At 39.0% G+C, this 18,617-nt stretch carries 13 protein-coding genes and 2 riboswitches; of the genes, 6 read left to right on the top strand and 7 right to left on the bottom strand.

What is annotated here, in order from left to right; all coding sequences use genetic code 11:
* Position 1 precedes the first annotated feature (1 nt).
* Positions 2-2,650 carry an EAL domain-containing protein gene (locus tag LDM98_RS03510; protein ID WP_223897960.1) on the bottom strand — a complete coding sequence of 883 codons (2,649 nt, stop codon included), beginning with the start codon at positions 2,648-2,650 and terminating at the stop codon, positions 2-4.
* A 186-nt stretch (positions 2,651-2,836) separates the two neighbouring features.
* On the bottom strand, positions 2,837-3,304 hold the full coding sequence (locus LDM98_RS03505) for a hypothetical protein (protein ID WP_223897959.1): 468 nt from the start codon (positions 3,302-3,304) through the stop codon (positions 2,837-2,839).
* A 264-nt stretch (positions 3,305-3,568) separates the two neighbouring features.
* Positions 3,569-3,647, top strand: a riboswitch (cyclic di-GMP riboswitch).
* 128 nt (positions 3,648-3,775) lie between these two features.
* On the opposite strand from LDM98_RS03505, the gene LDM98_RS03500 reads away from it, so the two are divergent.
* The gene (locus LDM98_RS03500; protein ID WP_223897958.1) at positions 3,776-4,210 is read left to right on the top strand and encodes a hypothetical protein; all 435 of its coding nucleotides are present in this window, start codon (positions 3,776-3,778) and stop codon (positions 4,208-4,210) included.
* Positions 4,211-4,468: 258 nt separating this feature from the next.
* Here the strand turns inward: LDM98_RS03500 and LDM98_RS03495 are convergent, their stop codons facing one another.
* On the bottom strand, positions 4,469-6,796 hold the full coding sequence (locus LDM98_RS03495) for a cytochrome c family protein (RefSeq protein ID WP_223897957.1): 2,328 nt from the start codon (positions 6,794-6,796) through the stop codon (positions 4,469-4,471).
* Between the two features lie 293 nt (positions 6,797-7,089).
* Between LDM98_RS03495 and LDM98_RS03490 the strand changes: the two genes are divergently transcribed.
* From LDM98_RS03490 to LDM98_RS03480, 3 genes are all read left to right on the top strand, one after another.
* On the top strand, positions 7,090-8,358 hold the full coding sequence (locus LDM98_RS03490; RefSeq protein ID WP_223897956.1) for a DNA polymerase IV: 1,269 nt from the start codon (positions 7,090-7,092) through the stop codon (positions 8,356-8,358).
* A gap of 50 nt (positions 8,359-8,408) precedes the next feature.
* Complete coding sequence (locus tag LDM98_RS03485; RefSeq protein WP_223897955.1) at positions 8,409-10,670, top strand: EAL domain-containing protein; 2,262 nt, start codon at positions 8,409-8,411, stop codon at positions 10,668-10,670.
* A gap of 194 nt (positions 10,671-10,864) precedes the next feature.
* A riboswitch (cyclic di-GMP riboswitch) is annotated at positions 10,865-10,943 on the top strand.
* A gap of 52 nt (positions 10,944-10,995) precedes the next feature.
* Entirely contained in the window at positions 10,996-11,907 is a 912-nt protein-coding gene (locus tag LDM98_RS03480; RefSeq protein ID WP_223897954.1) for a DUF4382 domain-containing protein, read from the top strand.
* A gap of 112 nt (positions 11,908-12,019) precedes the next feature.
* On the opposite strand, the gene LDM98_RS03475 is transcribed toward LDM98_RS03480, so the two are convergent.
* The 3 genes from LDM98_RS03475 to LDM98_RS03465 form a co-directional block, all read right to left on the bottom strand.
* Entirely contained in the window at positions 12,020-12,604 is a 585-nt protein-coding gene (locus LDM98_RS03475; protein ID WP_223897953.1) for a tetratricopeptide repeat protein, read from the bottom strand.
* A complete protein-coding gene (locus LDM98_RS03470) occupies positions 12,604-15,234 on the bottom strand; it encodes a valine--tRNA ligase (protein WP_223897952.1) in 2,631 nt (876 codons plus the stop codon). Before LDM98_RS03470 ends, LDM98_RS03475 begins: the two co-directional genes overlap by 1 nt.
* 69 nt (positions 15,235-15,303) lie before the next feature.
* On the bottom strand, positions 15,304-16,176 hold the full coding sequence (locus LDM98_RS03465; protein ID WP_223897951.1) for an LOG family protein: 873 nt from the start codon (positions 16,174-16,176) through the stop codon (positions 15,304-15,306).
* 98 nt (positions 16,177-16,274) lie between these two features.
* Between LDM98_RS03465 and LDM98_RS03460 the strand changes: the two genes are divergently transcribed.
* Positions 16,275-17,237 (top strand): 6-phosphofructokinase, encoded by a 963-nt coding sequence (locus LDM98_RS03460; protein ID WP_223897950.1) that lies wholly within the window; start codon positions 16,275-16,277, stop codon positions 17,235-17,237.
* A 5-nt stretch (positions 17,238-17,242) separates the two neighbouring features.
* Positions 17,243-17,968, top strand: coding sequence for an SdiA-regulated domain-containing protein (locus LDM98_RS03455; RefSeq protein WP_223897949.1), 726 nt, complete (start codon positions 17,243-17,245; stop codon positions 17,966-17,968).
* 16 nt (positions 17,969-17,984) lie between these two features.
* On the opposite strand, the gene LDM98_RS03450 is transcribed toward LDM98_RS03455, so the two are convergent.
* Entirely contained in the window at positions 17,985-18,593 is a 609-nt protein-coding gene (locus LDM98_RS03450; RefSeq protein ID WP_223897948.1) for a DUF2238 domain-containing protein, read from the bottom strand.
* Between the last annotated feature and the right edge of the window lie 24 nt (positions 18,594-18,617).

Genomic DNA, 18,617 nt, shown 5'->3' with positions numbered 1-18,617 from the left:
TTTATGCATTTTTCTTTAAAAGTATTTCCTTCAGTTCATCTGCATCCATAGGATAAAAATAGTAGTGTCCCTGGACGTACTTACAATTTTTACTTTTTAAAAAATTGATCTGTTCTATGGTTTCCACACCTTCTGCAATGACCTTAAGATTGAGACTCTTTGCAAGCGCTATGATCGATTTAATAATAGTAAGATCCTCTTCATCTTCAGGGATATCTTCGATGAATGATTTATCGATTTTAAGTCTGTTGATAGGGAGACGTTTTAAAAGAGACAATGAAGAGTATCCTGTCCCGAAGTCATCGATAGAAATATTGATGCCCAGCTGACTGACCTGTTTGAGTTTATTAATGATCTCCATAGCATTTTTCATCATATGGCCTTCTGTGATCTCCAATTCAAGCCATTCTGGTTTAAAACCATAAATATCCATCGTATTTTGAATTCTATAGATGAAGTTGGGAGACTCCAACTGTGTCATCGAAATATTCAATGCGAGTATGCCAGGATCCAGTCCATCATTATGCCATTTGGAAACCTGTTTCATCGTAGTATACATCACCCAGTCGTCAATTTCAAGTATCATCCCGGTCTCTTCTGCCAAAGCAATAAATTTTTTAGGTATAAGCAGACCTTTGGTTGGATGTCGCCATCGCAACAGAGCCTCGATGCCTACCAACGTATTGGTGGAGATGTCGATCTGCGGTTGATAGTGGATCATAAACTCTTCATTGTCAATCGCTTGACGTAGACTGGTTTTTAATTGCATTTGCTCCAGTGCATGTTTTGTCATTTCCGGACGATAGAACTGAAAATTGTTACGTCCGCTTTCTTTTGCCCTGTACATCGCTGTATCAGCATACTTCAGAAGGTCTTTTTCATTGTCTGCATCTTGGGGATAAAGACTGATACCGATACTGCAGGTAATATATAATACATGCTCGTCAATACGTATAGGTTCTGCAAACATATTGAGAATAGCATGTCCTAAGTTAGAGACATCTTCCGCATAGGTCACATCTTCCATAATAATAGTGAATTCATCTCCGGCCAAACGGGAAAGTGTATCTTCTTTACGGATCGAATGTTTCAATATATTTGTAATGATCTTTAAAACCCTGTCTCCAACGTCATGCCCCAATGAATCATTGATCTCTTTGAATTTGTCCAAGTCGATAAAAAACAGTGCCAACCCTTTCTCTTTACTTTTTGCTTTTTTGATCCCTTGCTTCAATCGAGAACTGAATAGTGCACGGTTTGGCAATCCTGTCAATGAATCGTGATTGGCCTGGTGATGTAGAACATTTTTTTGTTTTTCTACTTCTTTTTCTGCTTCTGCGCGTTCAAGAATATCTCTGGTTAACTGCTCTTTAGTGATCTCAAGTTCTTCTGTTTTCTTTAACAATTGTTGATTGATCTTCATAAGATCACTTGTTTTTTCCTGTATCTTGGATTCTAAAAATTTTTCATTGCTCTTTCTTGCTTTTAAAAGTTGCTTTTGTCTGTGTATTTTCTTGAGATTCAGTTCATTGTACTTGCTGGTCAATATGAGTGTAAAGAAGAGGATCTCAATAAAGGAACCTGCAAGAAAAGCGTATCTGTGTATGTCTGTATTGTCCATGACACCATTAAAGGTCAAAGTCATCATACCCATAGCAGGCATATAGATGATCAGTGCAATGAGATAGTATTTGGCACCGATAAGACCTTGGTACAAGGCTTTGATGGCAACCACAAGGAGTAGGGTAAAGAACATTGATGCGTAGATGTTAAATGCTAAACAGGCAAAAGGTGTATCCTGTGATATCAGCAGTGCAAACAGTAAAAAAATGGCTGCTGATACTTTAAAGAGCTTATCGATCATTGGCATACGTGTGCTTAACTCCAAAAAACGGCCTGAGAACAGTACCAGAAAGAATACCACGATCGTACCTACGACATGCAGACCTTGACTCCAACCGGGAAAACCGAACTCTAAGTAAAACCCACTTTTCATAGCGATAAAGACAATGAAAGAGAGTATATATGCGATGTAATAAGCGAAGATACGATTTTTAATGATGATCAGATTATACACACTGAACAGGACTATAATGAATAAGATGGAAGTATAGATGATGTAGATGTCAGTAATGTCAATACGGTTGGGTCTAAAGAACTCGTCTTCTGTGAAGATCTTAAATTCACCGATATGTCCGGAAAGTGTCTGACCTCTTATATAATATGTCGCACTTTCACCCGGTAAGATATGGAGTTTATAGGCGGGATTATAGTTTTGAATACTTCTCTCTTGAAGGCTTGCCTTGAGACCGTTTTTCTGTATATTCCATGTATCATTCATTTTGGTATACAGATCCAACGTTGACCAAAAAGGTTCTGTAAAATAAAGGACATACTCTTCACTGTCGCTATGATTGGTCATATTGAGTTTGAACCATGCTGTTCCCGAATAATATCCTTGAGAAAATTGATTAGGTATGACCTTTGTAAAATGTATTTTTTCAATGTCATGAATACCCAGTGTACTGCTTTCATCATAAAAATAGCGGAGTGTAAAGTGGTCATATGTATCTGTTTTATTGGAAAGTGTGACCGTGGCATAGGATGTCACTGCAGATAAAAGTAATACGATGAAGATTTCTCTAAACATGTTGTCCAGCTATGTATATGAATTGGTTAATAAAAGCCTCTAAAATAATTATTATAGGTTATAATAGTTTATTTTTAACTTTAATGTGTAGGAACTGAAGTGTGAAGAGATCTTTAGCCATTGCCTATAGAAGCGTTATAGTATAAGAGATGTTCTGAAAGAAAGGTATATATTTTCAAGAATTTGTTATGCTTCTCTTGACTCTCTTCTTCTCTCTTCTTCATTGAAAGTAGTAGAGGTTAGATCTCTAAAGTCGTCATTCAGACTCACCCCTGCCATTTTTTCAAACTCCTCAAAATCAGCAGATAAGACGGTGAATGAAATTTCTGTAACATGCACCATGTTCCACTTTTCGGCAAACACCTCTTTTTGGAATGCAACGTGAACAGACGTTGGATGATCTTCTTCAGCATTAAACGCTTTTTTCTTTTTACGGTCGTAATCGTACCTCATAAACATTGGTACGAGTTCCAGTTCTTTGATCTGGTCTATCATTTCCTGTTTTGCTCTGGCAATGGCATCTTCATCTGCGTTTACATCTTCCAAGCCAAAATATCTCCCTGTTAGAACCCTATTGAACGTTCTTCCAGGGGAATTTGAAACATCAGGTTGTTCCTTTTTTTTGCCAAATAGTTTTTTAAACAGCTCTATCATACAACTCCCTCCATTATTAATATTATACAATATATTATAAAGAATAAGAATAGATGTCTATTTTTTTGAAAAATAATACTAGCAAGTGTAGATATGGAATATATTGGTTTTGTATCCAGGTCACAGTGCGATCAATAGTTCTAAAACAATAGATGATACCTATTAAAATCTGCTTTACGAATGCGCTTGGTGATTGAATCGTATGTAAGATTTATTTAATTAAATATCCAATATAATTAATGACGAAAAGTTATTTTTAAATATCATTGATTGAGCCAAACTTGTTGTGAAACAGGGACGGAAAGCTATGGGTCTTGCAGATCAAGATTGCCAGGTTGCTACATACAGGTACTTATCTGTTATGTATAAAATTTTCTTTCCTTTTTTATTCTGACAAAACGTACCATATCAAATAACGTATTACACTTTAGCAGAGTTTTTAAAGATACAATGCCACAGTAGAGGATCATCATGTACATAAGAGAAGAGACGATAGAAGAAGAAAATTTAGACTGGGATCAGCTTACAAAAGTATCAAAAGAGAATCAAGATAAACTTATAGAGGATACGAAAGAGGAAATTGCTCAGGATCCTCTCCCTGAGAAAAAGAAAATATTTTTGAAAGACCCTGACAACAGCATCAATACGGGTCCTAAGTTCACCTTTAAAAATGAATTGTCTGATCTTCTCAAACAAAATGCAGAGATCTCGTTACTTTTGGGTATTGTTGTTATTCCTTATATGTTGGGGTTTGTTATTAGTTATTTCTTATTTTACTTCTATGGTGGTATGTCGATCAATAACTTTCTCACTCTAGAGCAGGTACCTACGACCATTGAACTATGGTCCATCGGCGCATACTTGGTTGTAACTGTTGGCACTGTTCTGGCTTTTTTTATTCCGTAGTTTGAGATCGATCAATCATAGCATTATGCTGCTCGTATGATGCTATGAACTACAATTATCTACTATATACCTTTCAAAATTTATTTATTAACCTTATTTTTTATACAATCATTTTTTCTATTTTTGTGCCAGTTCCAGATGTAGGTTTAAAATAAGTATGATCGCTATTTGTTTTGTGTACAGGTAAGATAAATGGTATTTAAGAATGTTGGCTTTATATGAGTGTATTCCACCCAAATGAGGGTGGAACAAAGAGGTTTAATTGACAGGTGCAGTATAGCTTCCTACTTCTGTCACCAAGTGTTTTGCAGCATCGCTTGCTGCCTGGTCCAAGAAGCCAGTCGCCGGATCAACGATGAATTGACCATTGGCACCTTTTTGCATATAGTAGACCTTATACGTCGCACTTACCCCTGTTTTACCAGAGATATTATAGGTAAAGGTATAAGTCTCCGTCTCATTAGGACTTAGACGTGTGTCTTTATCCACTACATTTGAGTCAAATCCAGGACGCACTACAAAGACTTTAGGTGTTGATTCATTGTTATCAAGATCATACTTTTTACCCGTTTCATGTCCGTAGATTCGTGTAAAGTTTGTTGTGTCTGAAGCATCTACGATCGCCGCATTAAATATTGTTCCTGTAGTTTTACCATCAGTGACTGTTTGGTTCTTTACAGTCGCATCTGTAGCTGAAATAGTCACTGGACCTGTCTCAGCACTCGCGAAGTTTTGTGAAAGAACAGCACTACCGTTAAGATCAGCTACTTTTCCTGGGAAGTCAAGATTTTTACTTCCATTCTCCATTACTGTTACTGTTGTAGCTTGTGTATCATCCAGTGTTTTACCAGTCAGTGTCGCCAAGGTATTGGTCGCATCAGTGAATGTCGATATACTACTTGTAGGTGTTGGGGTGAATTTATTTCCTTCTCCATCTGTAACAATGAGACGTGTAAGCACTCTTCTCATAGGGTGCGCACCTGGGAACATGTGACCGGTTTTATTTGAAAGTGTTGTGGTAACGGTTAAGATATCACCATCGATACTTGTACTGACGCTACCTTCAAAACCACTTTTGATTTTTGCAACTGCTGCAACTTTGTCTCCTCCTGTTTTTGAGGCACCCAGGAATCCGTGTGAGTTCAACCATTTACCAACCACTGGACTTTCATCACCAAGGTTTTCGGGATCTGCCGGGTCAAAGTGTGGTGTGAGTGCAGGATTATCTGCAAGAGTAAACAATTTGTCCGGACGTGCCCACTGGTGAAGTACCGTACCTTCGATCTTCTCCATATGACACTTTTGACATTTTGGAGAAGTCATTGTGTCGTCCATATTGTTATCATCGCCTGTTGTGACGGCATTCCAGGTAGAACATAGTTCCATAAAGTCACCAGTTACTGGATCTGCTGCACCTGCACTTCTTTGGTGGCAAGAGAGACATAATGCTTTTCCATGATCTGCAAAGTGGTTAAACTCTGACCCATCACCATTGAATGCAGGATTTAGGTGTGCATCAGCAAAGTGTGGATTGATATATGCCGATCTGTTCGACTCATCGGTTTCATTTTCATTTGTGATACCTGTTACACCGAACGGTCCATAGAACGGTCCACCAGTATAATGAACTTTCCCATCAGTACCATTAAGATCTTTTCTGGCCATAGAATAACGTCCGTCTTTCGCTCTGTTCGTTATATCTGTAGCACTTCCAAGAGCAGCGTAATTTTTTGGTTTCTCAGGCCCCCAGAGTCTAAAGAACTTGTTCATGTCTTGATCGGTTGCATCAGGACTATAAGTGAGTATATCACCAATGTCAGCTTTAATCGATCCATGTGGTCCTACTCTCATAGTATTTGCCAAGGTATATGTATCTCCTGACTGCATCAAACGTGGTGTCTCTATACTATGGCAGAATGCACAGTTGATACCTTCACGGTTTGCTTCATGTCCGATTTGGAATGTTGCTTTATAGACCTTATTTTGAAAACTATTTGCAGCAATAACTGCTATTTCTCCATTTGGATCATTCACTTCATGTGCCAATTTCAATGCATCTAATTCTGTAGTGTTAATAGCTGTTGCATCTTGTACTTCTGTTACATGCACTTGTACATCACCTGCATAGTAAGCACCTGGAGCATGACACTTAATACAGGTTTGTGCTGCACCACTAAACATATTTTTTGTTCCAACTCCAACTTCTACCTGTTCATATTCTATACCAGTATCTCCTGAACCGATTGAACCAATTTTTGCCAAATGCGTACGTAAGAAATCTTGAAATTTACTTTGGAAGATCGGGTCAGCCCATGATTTACCATGCATTGAACCTTTCCACGTATCATAGAGTTCATTGTGACAGTGTTGACACTTTTTATCGGCACTATCAAGCAAGGTATGGTCAAAACCTGTTCCTGTATGGTACTCTGCATCACCCGGTGTTAGTGCTGCTGTACGTGTATCACCTTTGTAGTCGGTGTACGTTATTTCAGTTGCGGGGTCACTACCACCACCACATCCGCTTAATGATAAAATAACGCCCATACTCAGTAAGAGCGTTAATGATTTAACATTTAACTTCATTCTTCTTCCTTTTAGTCTAATGTTGTTAAGACACTGAGTGTCCACCATTAGATATTAGAATACTAATATCTCCCCCTATGGATCGTTAAAAAACAATCCATTTTAATTTTAAACTATAAGTGTTAATTAAGTGTTAAGTAAAACTTTATCTTATGATAAATTATTTTGAAGAACTAATATTGTTAAACTGCTTTTGATCCGTACAAGATCAAGTATGACAATATGTCATATATTTGAGAATAGATCTTAATGATCGATATAATTGAGATATATATTTTATGGAGGGGAAACCTTTGTTTTTGCATATCGATATAGACAGTTTTTTTGCTTCTGCCGAACGGAGTGTGTGCCATAGGCTCAAAGGTATACCTATGTGTGTCGGATCCCGCAGTAACCTTGAGATCTTTAACAAAAAACGTACCCATATCAGGCTTATGAATGACAATTCCGGTGCTTTTGTGGCTCCTGTGTTCTATAGTGATAAAAAGAAGACATTCGAGTCTTACTTTGTGGATGAGATAGAAGGAAGAAAAAAGATAAGGGGTATCGTGACCACTGCAAGTTATGAAGCCAGGGTATACGGAGTGAAGACAGCCATGCCTATCGCCCAGGCCTTACAGCTTTGCCCCAAGTTAACGGTTGTACCTTCGAACTATCCACTTTATCATAAGCTTTCTCATCAAATACATGCATTTATATCTGCACATATACCACAGGTGGAACAGTACAGCATAGATGAGTTTTTCGGAGATGTCAGCGGATGGAAAAAAGATGAAGAGGTGTATGCTTTTGCAAAAGAGCTGCAGGCAAAGATACTGGAACATTTTGACATTCCTGTTTCTATAGGCATTTCAAAATCCAAATGGATCGCTAAACTGGCAACAGAGTCTGCCAAGCCTTACGGCGTCTATGAAGTGAAAGACATAGATAGCTATATAGAAAATATCCCTATCAAAGAGTTTCCGGGTATAGGTAAGGGGTTTCAAAAGAGGCTGGAGGCACATTACATTTCTACACTGGGTGATATAAAACGGCATAAAAGACTTTTTGAATCATGGAAAAAACCCGGTGTTCAACTTTATAGACGTGTCACAGGAACAGATCAGGAAGGTATCAGCAGCAGAGGGGAGAGGAAATCCATAGGCATCAGCCGTACGTTTGATGCGATACATGAGAGTGATGAGATAAAGAGACGTATTATGATCATGGCAAGGCATATCATCTATATGGTTATGGCCATGGAGGTGAATCCTACAAGCTATTATCTGAGAATAGGATATGAGTATGGTACCAGAGTAAAAAAGACTATGACCGTGGACAGAGTATTTTCTGAAACACTTTTTAAGTCCATGCTTTCAGAGATGTATAAAGAGATAGCCCTGGCCAATAAAGGGGCTGTCAAACTGACACTGAACGTTTCAAACTTTGCATCACTTAACCTAAAAACACTTTCACTGATAGATTTTCATGAGGACAGCAAAGAAAAAACATTACATCAAAATATACATGCGTTAAGGGCACGTTTTGGGCTGGATATTATTAAAACAGGGAATGAATTTTAAAATAGTATAAAAACTATTCAAGTTGTTAGTGTTTCATGCTACAATTCTATATGAATTTACAAAGATTATTCTCGAAAATAAAAGAGCTTCAAACGGTGGATGACTCTTTGGTCATTGCACTTTATACACTTTCAACCAGGGCACTCCTGGTTGTTGTTCTGTTAGCTATTTTAGTCACTGTGGCCTTATATCCGGAACTTAGTGGCAGTATTTTAGTGTGGGCACTGGGTTTGATGCTCCTAACAGGATATAGGCTTTATTCTGCCTATATGTTTAGAAAAAACCCTAAAAAATACTCCATGGCATTCTGGTATAAAAAGTTTGCCTTTACTACTATATTGACCGCACTTATTTTCTCAACATTAGGTTTTGTTTTTATCCATCAAGTGGATCACTACTATCAACTTTATATCGTTGCGGTACTTGTAGGCCTCTCTTTGTGTTCTACACTCTCTTTAGCGGTAGATGCACGGCTCAACATCATATATTCAGCTATTCTTTTATTACCTCTTATTTATACCATGGCATTTCTTTATGATACACCTTTGCATATCATACTTACCATTTCATTGATCTTGTATTTTATTGCACAAGTGACCAATATCTATAATATGTATCGACAGAAGAATGCTTTTAATATGTTGCAGTCAGAACATATGCTTTTAAACAGTCTATTTAAAAATGCACCGCTAGGTATCTTTACCTATAATAAAGATCTAAAGGTCCTGGAGTGCAATGAACAGTTAAATAAACTATTAGAGTATGAAAAAGATGAGATGATAGGAATGGATCTTCATATACTTCCGGACAAGGATATAGTAAAAGTATTAGAAAATGCCATTATAGAGGGTACAGAGTCTTATGAAGGTCCTTATGTATCTCTCAAGAATAAGTCGTTTTGGATCGATGCTAAAGTGTTCTCTTTTACTGACCTGGATAATAATATTTTGGGCGGTGTAGGCATCATAGAGGATAAAACGAACGAACATGCCGCCTTAACAGAGCTTGAATATATGGTACAGCATGATGTGCTGACCGGTTTGTTTAATCGTAGAGGTTTTCGAAACTATATGGAGAAGCTTGTAACGAGTGCAAAACATCAAACATATTTTTCCATACTTTTTTATCTTGACCTGAATCAGTTTAAAAGTATTAATGATTCTTTGGGACATCAAGTTGGAGATGATGTGCTGCTTGTTGTTTCAAAACGTTTGACAGATCTTTTAGGAGAAGATCGTATGGTAAGCAGACTGGGGGGAGATGAATTTATCATTATCATTCCACATGTATCAGAAGACAAACATATGGCATATAAAGAAGCTGAAGCGTTTTCCAGAGAGATACAGGATCTGTTCTTGGAACCATTTATCATACAAGAAATGCATTTACATATTAAATCAAGTATAGGTATCGTTCTTATGGAACCGGCTTATACAAATATCAACGAGATCATTAGACATGCTGATCTCTCTATGTATCAGGCAAAGAATGATAATGGACATGTTGCATATTATGATCCATCGTTAGATAAACAACAAAAAGAGCTATTTATACTTCAGCATGATCTGGCCTATGCAGTCAAAAAAGATCAGTTGGGTCTTATGTATCAACCTGTAGTTTCCATAGATGGAGATGTAGTGAGTTCTGCTGAGGCACTTATACGTTGGGAACATCCGGATAGAGGGTTCCTGTCACCACAGGATTTTATACCATTGGCCATTAAAGCAGGTTTGCTTTCACACATTACATGGTGGGTTCTTGACAATGTATGTCAACATATCTCTCAGTGGAAAAAAGAGAATAGGTGGAAGCTTGAGTATATTTCGATCAATGTGAATGCACAGCAATTTGTAGAAACTGATTTTGCTAGTGAATTCCTTAAAAAGTTAAGAGAGTATGGTCTAGAGACTCAAGATATCATGATAGAGATCACAGAACGGTCACTCATCGATAATTTTGATAATACAGAAGATGTAATTAATGAATTACGCAGACAGGGAGTGAGATGTGCCATTGATGATTTTGGTATAGGCTACTCTTCTCTATCTTATCTGAAGAAGCTTTCTTTCCATACATTGAAAATAGATAAGGAATTTATAAAAAATATAGAATCCATTCCTAAAGAGGTACATCTTATTTCAAGTATTTTGGACATAGGAAGACAATTTGACTACAACATCGTTATCGAAGGTATTGAAAATGTACAGCAGCAAGAGCTTCTTAGAGAGTTAGATCCAAAACTCAGGTATCAGGGATATCATTTTTGCAAAGCCATTGATATAGAAGAGTTTACTGAACGTTTTTTAAAATAGTGATGTAAGTTCTTAGATTTTTATCTCCCTTTCATATATTGGATCATTAAAGATGTATCTAATTTTTGATTCTATATAATACTTCTGTTTATAGTAAAGAGATTTTTTAAATATTGTTTGTTGTGCCAAACTTGTTGTGAAGCAAGGACGGAAAGCCATGGGTCTTAGCTCCAAATATTATTTAATTCAAACTTATTTTGTTGTGCCAAACTTGTTGTGAAGCAAGGACGGAAAGCCATGGGTCTTCAATGGGAAGATCGCCAGGCTGCCAAAATGAATTTACTTCTTTTGTGCAACTGCAACATCCAATTACACAAGGATATTTATGAAAAGATTTCACACGCTGATCGGTATTATCGTATCGTTCACACTTATGACACTCATCTCTGGATGTGGTGGAGATACTACATCTTCTACTCCAACTGGTACTCTATCACTCAGTATGACAGATGCACCACCTCAATTAGGTCCTGATGTGACGGAAGTCAATATTGCCGTTATCGGTATTGAATATAATCATGATGGAAACTGGATTACTGCTGATGATTTTGTACCTCAAACATTCAACCTACTTGATCTTCAAAATGGTAAATCACTTCACCTAGGGGATATGATACTACCAGCAGGACATTATTCTGAAATTCGTTTCAAACTGGCTGCACCTTCAAAAATATCAGAAGTTAAAGCTAATCCGGATTGTAATGTAACCTATGCAGATGGTACCTCAGTACCATTATTTGTTCCAAGCGGAGCACAAAGTGGATATAAAGGAAAAGGTGCATTTGATATCACTGCTGATGCAAAAATTGCAGTAACTGCAGATTTCAATATTCATAAATCAATCGTTGTGCAAGGAAACGGAGATTATATTTTAAAACCTGTTATCAGATTAGTGGTAACTGAACTTTCAGGTATGATCAATGGGACTGTAGTAGATATAGCTGACTATAATACGACTTCAGATTCTTTAGTGGTTTACAGTTACAGATCTGGCGAGTATGATGTCAGTGAAGAAGATGGAAATGCAGATGGAATCAATTTCCAGAATTCTGTAAGCAGCAGCGATGTCAATATGAGTGATGGTAACTTTACGTTGTCATACCTTGGTGAAGGTAACTATAGCCTTATTACGGCACTTTTTGTAGGTGATGTATTTGCTTCTGTTGTTGATCAAGAAGACAATGTTGAAGTACTTAATGGACAATCAACACTTGTTGATATCAATACGTCAAACTAAAATCATTAGTTAAATATGCAAAGATACATACAGTGTATGTGGCTTTGCAGATAGAGGTTCCATTATGGATCTCTATCGTTGGTGCTACTTAAAAGAATTCTCAAAATGTATTTTAAAAAACGATCTGTCCGTCTTGCTGCATACGTTTGATAATACCTTGTGCCATCTGATGGCCTTGATACGCTGCTTTTCTACACCATTCTATGGCTTTTTCTTTGTCTTCTTCACAGCCCAATCCCATATCATAAAGTGCGCCTAGGTTAAACTGGGCTTTTGCATTACCTGCCTGCGCTGCTTTAGAGAAGAGTATAAATGCTTTTTTGTAGTCCTGGTGTACACCACGGCCTTCTTTGAACATGGCACCCAAATTGTTAAAGGCGTCTATGTTGCCTCTTTTTGCTGCTTCTTCGTACCAGAAGGCTGCTTCTGATTCATTTTTCTCACAACCTTCACCATTTTCCAGCATCAATGCCACTTCAAACTGTGCCAATGGCACTTCTCTGGTTGCAGATTCCAGATAGTAGTCAAAAGCTTTTTTCGTATCCTGATTCACTCCAAGTCCCCTGAAGCAGAGATAACCCAGATAATAGTAGGAAACGGGGTCCTTTTGTTTTTCCAGAGCAGTGTAGAGTTCAAGAGCTTTGTCGTATTCTTTTGCGAGTAATGCGTTGTATGCTTCTTGTGCTAGAGGGGTCATTATACACCGAACCCTTCAAGTTCAGTTTGAACTTTTTCCATTTTGACTTCTGCATCTTCCAAAGCTTTTTTGTTTTCTGTAATGACATGTTCAGGTGCATTGGCAACGAACTTTTCGTTGTTCAGCATACCACTGAGTTTTTGTATCTCTTTTTCCAGCTTCTCTTTTTGTTTGCTAAGTTTACCGATGATCGCACTTAGGTCAATCTCTTCAGTCGGGATATAGACTTCAAGGTTGTCAGATACATCTGTAACGGCGTTTTCTACTTTTGCATCTACAAATTCGATCTCTTCTACTTTTGCCAGTTTCTGTATAAACGGTTTTGCTACATCCGTATCGATATTTGTACCAAGTTTGACGTATGCCTTTGCGATCTTAGAGTTACCCATATCTATGATGACCTTGGCTCTTCTTATCGCGGTGATGGCTTCTTCGATAATGGCAAAGGTTGCTTCAGAATCAGCATCCTGTTTAACTTCTTTAGGGAAGTTCATTACCATGACCGAGTTCCCGCTTTCCAGTTGGGTACCTGAGAGTTTATGGTAGAGATGTTCAGAGATAAATGGCATAAATGGAGAAACCATTTTCAGTGTCTCTTTGAAGACCGCACCAAGTTCTGCGATAGACTCTTTGCTTGCTTTGGAGTATTCGATACCCCAGTCACAAAACTCGTTCCATACAAAGCGGTAGAGTGCAGTTGCAGCTTCATTGAACTTATAGGCTTCAAGCGTTTCACGTACTTCCTCAACAGCTTTTGCCAGACGGGTTTGCATGTATTTACCAAGCGGTGTCTTGATCTCTATATCTTTGAGGTCAGCAAATGTATCTACATTCATCTGAAGGAAGTTAGATGCATTGTAGAGCTTATTGGTAAAGTTTCTAAACTGTTCGAGGTTCTTTGCACCAAGTTTGATGTCACGTCCCTGAACAGCAAGGAATGCCAGTGTAAATCTGATGATATCGGCAGAGTGTTCTTCGACCATATCAAGCGGGTCAATAACATTACCCTTGGACTTACTCATCTTAGCACCATGTTCATCACGAACAAGCGCATGCATATAGATATCTTTGAACGGTAACTCGCCTCTGAAATGTTCACCCATCATCATCATACGTGCAACCCAGAAGAACATGATGTCAAATCCTGTGATCAGCAGTGAATTCGGGTAGAAGTCAGCCAGGTCACTGTCGTTGTATGTTCCTTCCATTTTACCGTTGTTCCCCCAGCCTAGTGGTGAGAATGCCCAAAGTGCAGAAGAGAACCAGGTATCGAGTACATCAGGATCCTGGTGTATCTCCTTACTCGCACAGTGAGGACACGCTTCAGGGTTCTCATGTTTGTCAGCCCATTGATGATCACATGTATCACAGTAGAAGACAGGGATACGATGCCCCCACCAGAGCTGTCTTGAGATACACCAGTCTCTCAGTTCGTCCATCCATGCTCTGTAGGAGTTAAGCCAATGAGGAGGGTGGAACTGTGCTTCACCTGCATAGGTCTTTTCAATAGACTTTTTCGCTACCTCACTGCGTACGAACCACTGTTTTGAAATATACGGTTCTACGATATTCTTACATCTGTAACAGTGGCCAACCTGGTGAACGTGATCTTCGATCTTGACGATGTAACCTTCTGCTTGCAGTTTTTCCACGATCGGTTTTCTTGCTTCAAGTCTCTCCATCCCGGCAAACTCACCGCAGTATTCGTTGAGGATACCTTTTTCATCAAATACAGTAATAAATTCAAGATCGTGACGTTTACCGACTTCGTAGTCGTTCTGGTCATGTGCAGGGGTTACCTTTACGATACCTGTACCAAATGTCATATCGACATGATCGTCAGCAATGATCGTGATCTTTCTGTCGGTCAGGGGAAGTATTACCTCTTTGCCGATGATATCTTTGTATCTCTCATCATCAGGGTGAACCATGATTGCAGTATCCCCAAAATAGGTTTCAGGTCTTGTTGTCGCTACTGTCACATGACCGCTTCCATCAGCAAAATGGTAGTTCATATGGTAGAACTTACCGTTGACTTCGTCATGTTCCACTTCGATGTCAGAGAGTGCACCGTCATGCGTACACCAGTTGACCATATAGTTGTTCTGAACGATCATCCCCTCATTATAAAGATGGACAAATGCCTCTTTCACTGCTTCTTTCAGTCCTTCATCCATCGTAAAACGTTCTCTTGACCATGCCGGGGAGACACCAAGCTTTCTCATCTGGTGTACGATCGTACCGCCAGAGTACTCTTTCCATTTCCATACTCTCTCAAGGAAAGCTTCTCTGCCTAGTGCTTCTTTGGTCGTACCCTCAGCCAAAAGTTGTTTTTCTACCACGTTTTGTGTAGCGATACCCGCGTGGTCGGTTCCCGGTTGCCAGAGAGTTTTATATCCATCCATGCGCTTGTAACGTGTGATGATGTCTTGTAGTGTAAATGTAAGTGCATGACCGATGTGCAGACTTCCTGTGACATTTGGAGGAGGCATCATGATCGCAAAGTTCTTACCTTCTTCCTGGATCTCTTTGTTACCGTCTATTTCAAAGTATCCGCGCTCTTCCCAGATCTTGTAGTATGTGTCTTCAGTGGCTTTAGGATCGTAGCCTTTTTTCGTCGTTTCGCTCATTTTTTGTCCATCATAAAATAGTATAGCCGCGATTATAGCGTAATGGTGCTTTTTGTTTTATGGGCGTGTTTAAAAGAGGGGGGTTTTATTTTTTTTGTGCCATTGGATAATGGCATGCCATGCTTCTTCTGCATTATCAACATACATTACGATATCCAGATCATGAGGCGCAATGGCATCCTCTTCCTGTAAAAATTCAAAATCAATCATGCGGTTCCAGTACTCTTTACCAAGTAGAATAACGGGAATAGGGGGCGTTTTTTTCGTCTGTATCAGGGTCAAGACTTCAAAGAGTTCATCCAAGGTGCCAAATCCTCCGGGAAAGACAACCAGTGCTTTAGCACGCTGCATGAAGTGAAGTTTACGCATGGCAAAATATCGAAACTGGAAACAGAGTTCGGGTGTAATATAGGGGTTGGGAAACTGTTCATGTGACAGTTCGATATTGAGGCCTATAGATTTGGCACCTACATCGGATGCTCCCCGGTTTGCAGCTTCCATGATACCCGGACCCCCTCCTGTCATTACGGTGACATGGGTATCCTCTGGGGTTTTACCGCTTTGTCCCACCAGTTGGCCGAATTTACGCGCTTCATCATAGTAATGACTCTTCCTTACTCTACTTTCCGCTTTTTTAAGTGCAATGAGAAGTGCTTCGGAATGAGGTGAATTCTCCAACTCTTTTTCGATCTTTTTCAATGCCTTTATAGCCACATCAAATTCTACGATACGGGCACTGCCAAAGACAACGATCGCATGGTCCACACCCTGTTTTTGCATCTTGACCTCTGCTTTGAGATAGTCAAGCTGAAGTCTCACGCCTCTGGCTTCATTGGTATAGATAAAATTTTTATCTTCTTCTGCAATTTCATAGGAGGGATCATTCACGATGGCTCTGATCTGTTGTAATGTTTCAGAATACTTATTGGACTTTTTTTTCATACTGATACCTCTAGGAATATTATACATACTTTTTGAATGAATTCCTTTGAATACTTTTTCATGGTATAATTTTTATACTTATGAATAAAAGGTTTAGTATGAAAAATATAGCCATACTCTGTTCAGGTGGTGATGTTTCAGGGATGAATGCTGCATTAAAGCGTTTTGTTGAATACAGCATCCGAAAAGGACTTAGACCCTATTTCGTTGATAATGGTTTTGAAGGGTTGATAGATAACAGCATCTATGAGGCATGTTACGATGATGTTGCAGGTATCATTTCCAGAGGAGGTACCAAGATACGCACTTCACGTTCAAAACGTTTTATGGAAAAAGCGTATCGTAAACAGGCAATGGATAACCTCAAATCACATAATATAGGATATTTGATCGTTTTGGGTGGTGATGGTTCTTTCAAAGGGATGCAGGCATTGAGTGATGAGAGTGAAGGAGTGAGCTTTGCCGGTATTCCAGCTACGATCGACAATGATATTGCCGGAACAGAGTACTGTCTTGGGGTCGATACCGCGCTCAATGTCATTAAATCTGCCATAGACTCTATCAGAGATACGGCCTCTTCATTCAGCCGTGCATTTGTCATAGAAGCGATGGGAAGGGAGTGTGGATACCTGGCACTTGTCTCAGCTCTGACCTCAGGGGCAGAGATGTGCTTGATACCTGAAATTCCCTATGATCTGGACGATTATAAATTATGTTTTCAAAGACAGAGGATAGGGGGCAGAAAGTATTTTATCGCTGTGGTCTCTGAAGCGTTGAATAATTCAGAACAGATCGCGCAGTGGTTTGAAAAAGAGATAGGTATAGAATCCCGTATTACAGTACTGGGTCACATACAACGCGGCGGGAATCCTACCGTGTATGACCGTCTTATGGCCTTTCATTTTGTCACACAGGCCATAGATGGTTTGCTTGACGGAAATAAAAGCTCTGTTATCTGCTATGATAATGGAGGATTCAACCATAAAAAGATAGAAGATGTTGCTTATAAAAAATACGAGATCAGTCCAGAGTTGTTGAAACTTGGATCGGAATTCGGGTGAGATATATGAAATATTATGTATGGCTTCCTCTCGTACTATGTGTCAGTGCCTGTGCTGGCTCAAAGGGGAAGGTGATCGTAAAGATCCCGGAAGCTTCTGGGATAAGTTACTGTAGCAGTGATGATACACTTATTGTCGCGAATGATGAAGGAACGTACTATAAGATCGATCGAAAAGGAAAGATACTTCAAAAAAGAAAGTTGGGAAAGTATGATCTTGAAGGTGTCGTATGTGAAGAGGCACAGATGATCTTTGCGCTTGAAAATAAAGGAATGATGGCTGTTGAGACACAGTCAGGTGAAAAGAAGGAGATTCCTTTGGATACCATCTATCATGGAAGGAATATCTCTCTGTTTAATAAAAGATCAGGGGTAGAGGGCATTACGAAAGTAGGCAACAGTGTCTATCTTGCCAAACAATCCAAAAAGAAAAAGAGATCTTTTATCGCTGTAGTGAGATTGATGCCTTATCCTGCAAGGATCGTTGATGTACTTGAACATCATATCGCTGATACAGCAGGACTTACCTATCATGATGGGTATCTTTACATGGTGAGTGACAAAGAGGATCTTTTGATCAAATATGATCTTCAAAAAAAGAAAATAGTACAAAAAGTGAAATTGGAAAAGGGTGCCTGGGAAGGCATCGCTTTTGATAGCAAAGGAAATGTGTATCTTGCCGATGATAACGGCAGGGTAGTGAAATACAAGAAAAAGAAGTTGGGACTGTAACCCGGTCAAACCTCTTTTATCTGCTTTTTTCTTTTCTTACGTGCCACAGATGTTTGTATCTTGGATAAAAAAGTATATTGATCAAAGCACCTACCATGGCCAAAGCCGTGTCTTTGTGTGCATCCCATACATCTCCCTGGGTGCCGAGAAAAGCCATACCGAGTTCGGGATGAAGGATAACTGCTGCCAACCATTCAAGCATTTCGTAAAGTGATGAGATCGAAAGGATCACCGTAAAAGTAAAGAGCAGCGCAGTTTTAGCGGTGGTTGTCACCTCAAGGATCATTTCGAACAGGATCCTGAAAACCAGAAGTCCGAAGAGAAAATGTACCAAACGGTCAAAATGGTTCCTCTCAAATCCAAAAAAATGTGTAATCGCATTGAAGTGTTCCATTTCCGCATAGGTATAGTGTGATCCCAGAGAGTGTAAACTCGCAAATATCAGAAGAAAGACAAGACTTGTCAGTGTGTATTGATGTTTTTTATCCATCCATAAGATAAAAGGAAAGAAAATGAATACCAGCACATTTTCAATCAGCCAATCCTGTGGATACTTTGGATCGATCGCCATGATGGTCCAAACAATAATATAGATTGCAAATGCGAGTTTATGTGATTTTGGCATAGTACTCTCCTTCTCTCTTTAGTA

Source organism: Sulfurovum sp. TSL1, assembly GCF_019972135.1.
Lineage (GTDB): Bacteria > Campylobacterota > Campylobacteria > Campylobacterales > Sulfurovaceae > Sulfurovum.
Note: the sequence above shows the minus strand (reverse complement) of the source record. Positions and strands in the feature narration are given on the sequence as shown.

Bases quoted from the DNA above. Each gene is read 5' to 3' on its own strand.
- LDM98_RS03495 (WP_223897957.1), bottom strand. From the start codon at position 6,796: ATGAAGTTAAATGTTAAATCATTAACGCTCTTACTGAGTATGGGCGTT.
- LDM98_RS03485 (WP_223897955.1), top strand. From the start codon at position 8,409: ATGAATTTACAAAGATTATTCTCGAAAATAAAAGAGCTTCAAACGGTG.
- LDM98_RS03455 (WP_223897949.1), top strand. From the start codon at position 17,243: ATGAAATATTATGTATGGCTTCCTCTCGTACTATGTGTCAGTGCCTGT.
- LDM98_RS03510 (WP_223897960.1), bottom strand. From the start codon at position 2,650: ATGTTTAGAGAAATCTTCATCGTATTACTTTTATCTGCAGTGACATCC.
- LDM98_RS03470 (WP_223897952.1), bottom strand. From the start codon at position 15,234: ATGAGCGAAACGACGAAAAAAGGCTACGATCCTAAAGCCACTGAAGAC.
- LDM98_RS03450 (WP_223897948.1), bottom strand. From the start codon at position 18,593: ATGCCAAAATCACATAAACTCGCATTTGCAATCTATATTATTGTTTGG.
- LDM98_RS03480 (WP_223897954.1), top strand. From the start codon at position 10,996: ATGAAAAGATTTCACACGCTGATCGGTATTATCGTATCGTTCACACTT.
- LDM98_RS03465 (WP_223897951.1), bottom strand. From the start codon at position 16,176: ATGAAAAAAAAGTCCAATAAGTATTCTGAAACATTACAACAGATCAGA.
- LDM98_RS03475 (WP_223897953.1), bottom strand. From the start codon at position 12,604: ATGACCCCTCTAGCACAAGAAGCATACAACGCATTACTCGCAAAAGAA.
- LDM98_RS03460 (WP_223897950.1), top strand. From the start codon at position 16,275: ATGAAAAATATAGCCATACTCTGTTCAGGTGGTGATGTTTCAGGGATG.
- LDM98_RS03500 (WP_223897958.1), top strand. From the start codon at position 3,776: ATGTACATAAGAGAAGAGACGATAGAAGAAGAAAATTTAGACTGGGAT.
- LDM98_RS03505 (WP_223897959.1), bottom strand. From the start codon at position 3,304: ATGATAGAGCTGTTTAAAAAACTATTTGGCAAAAAAAAGGAACAACCT.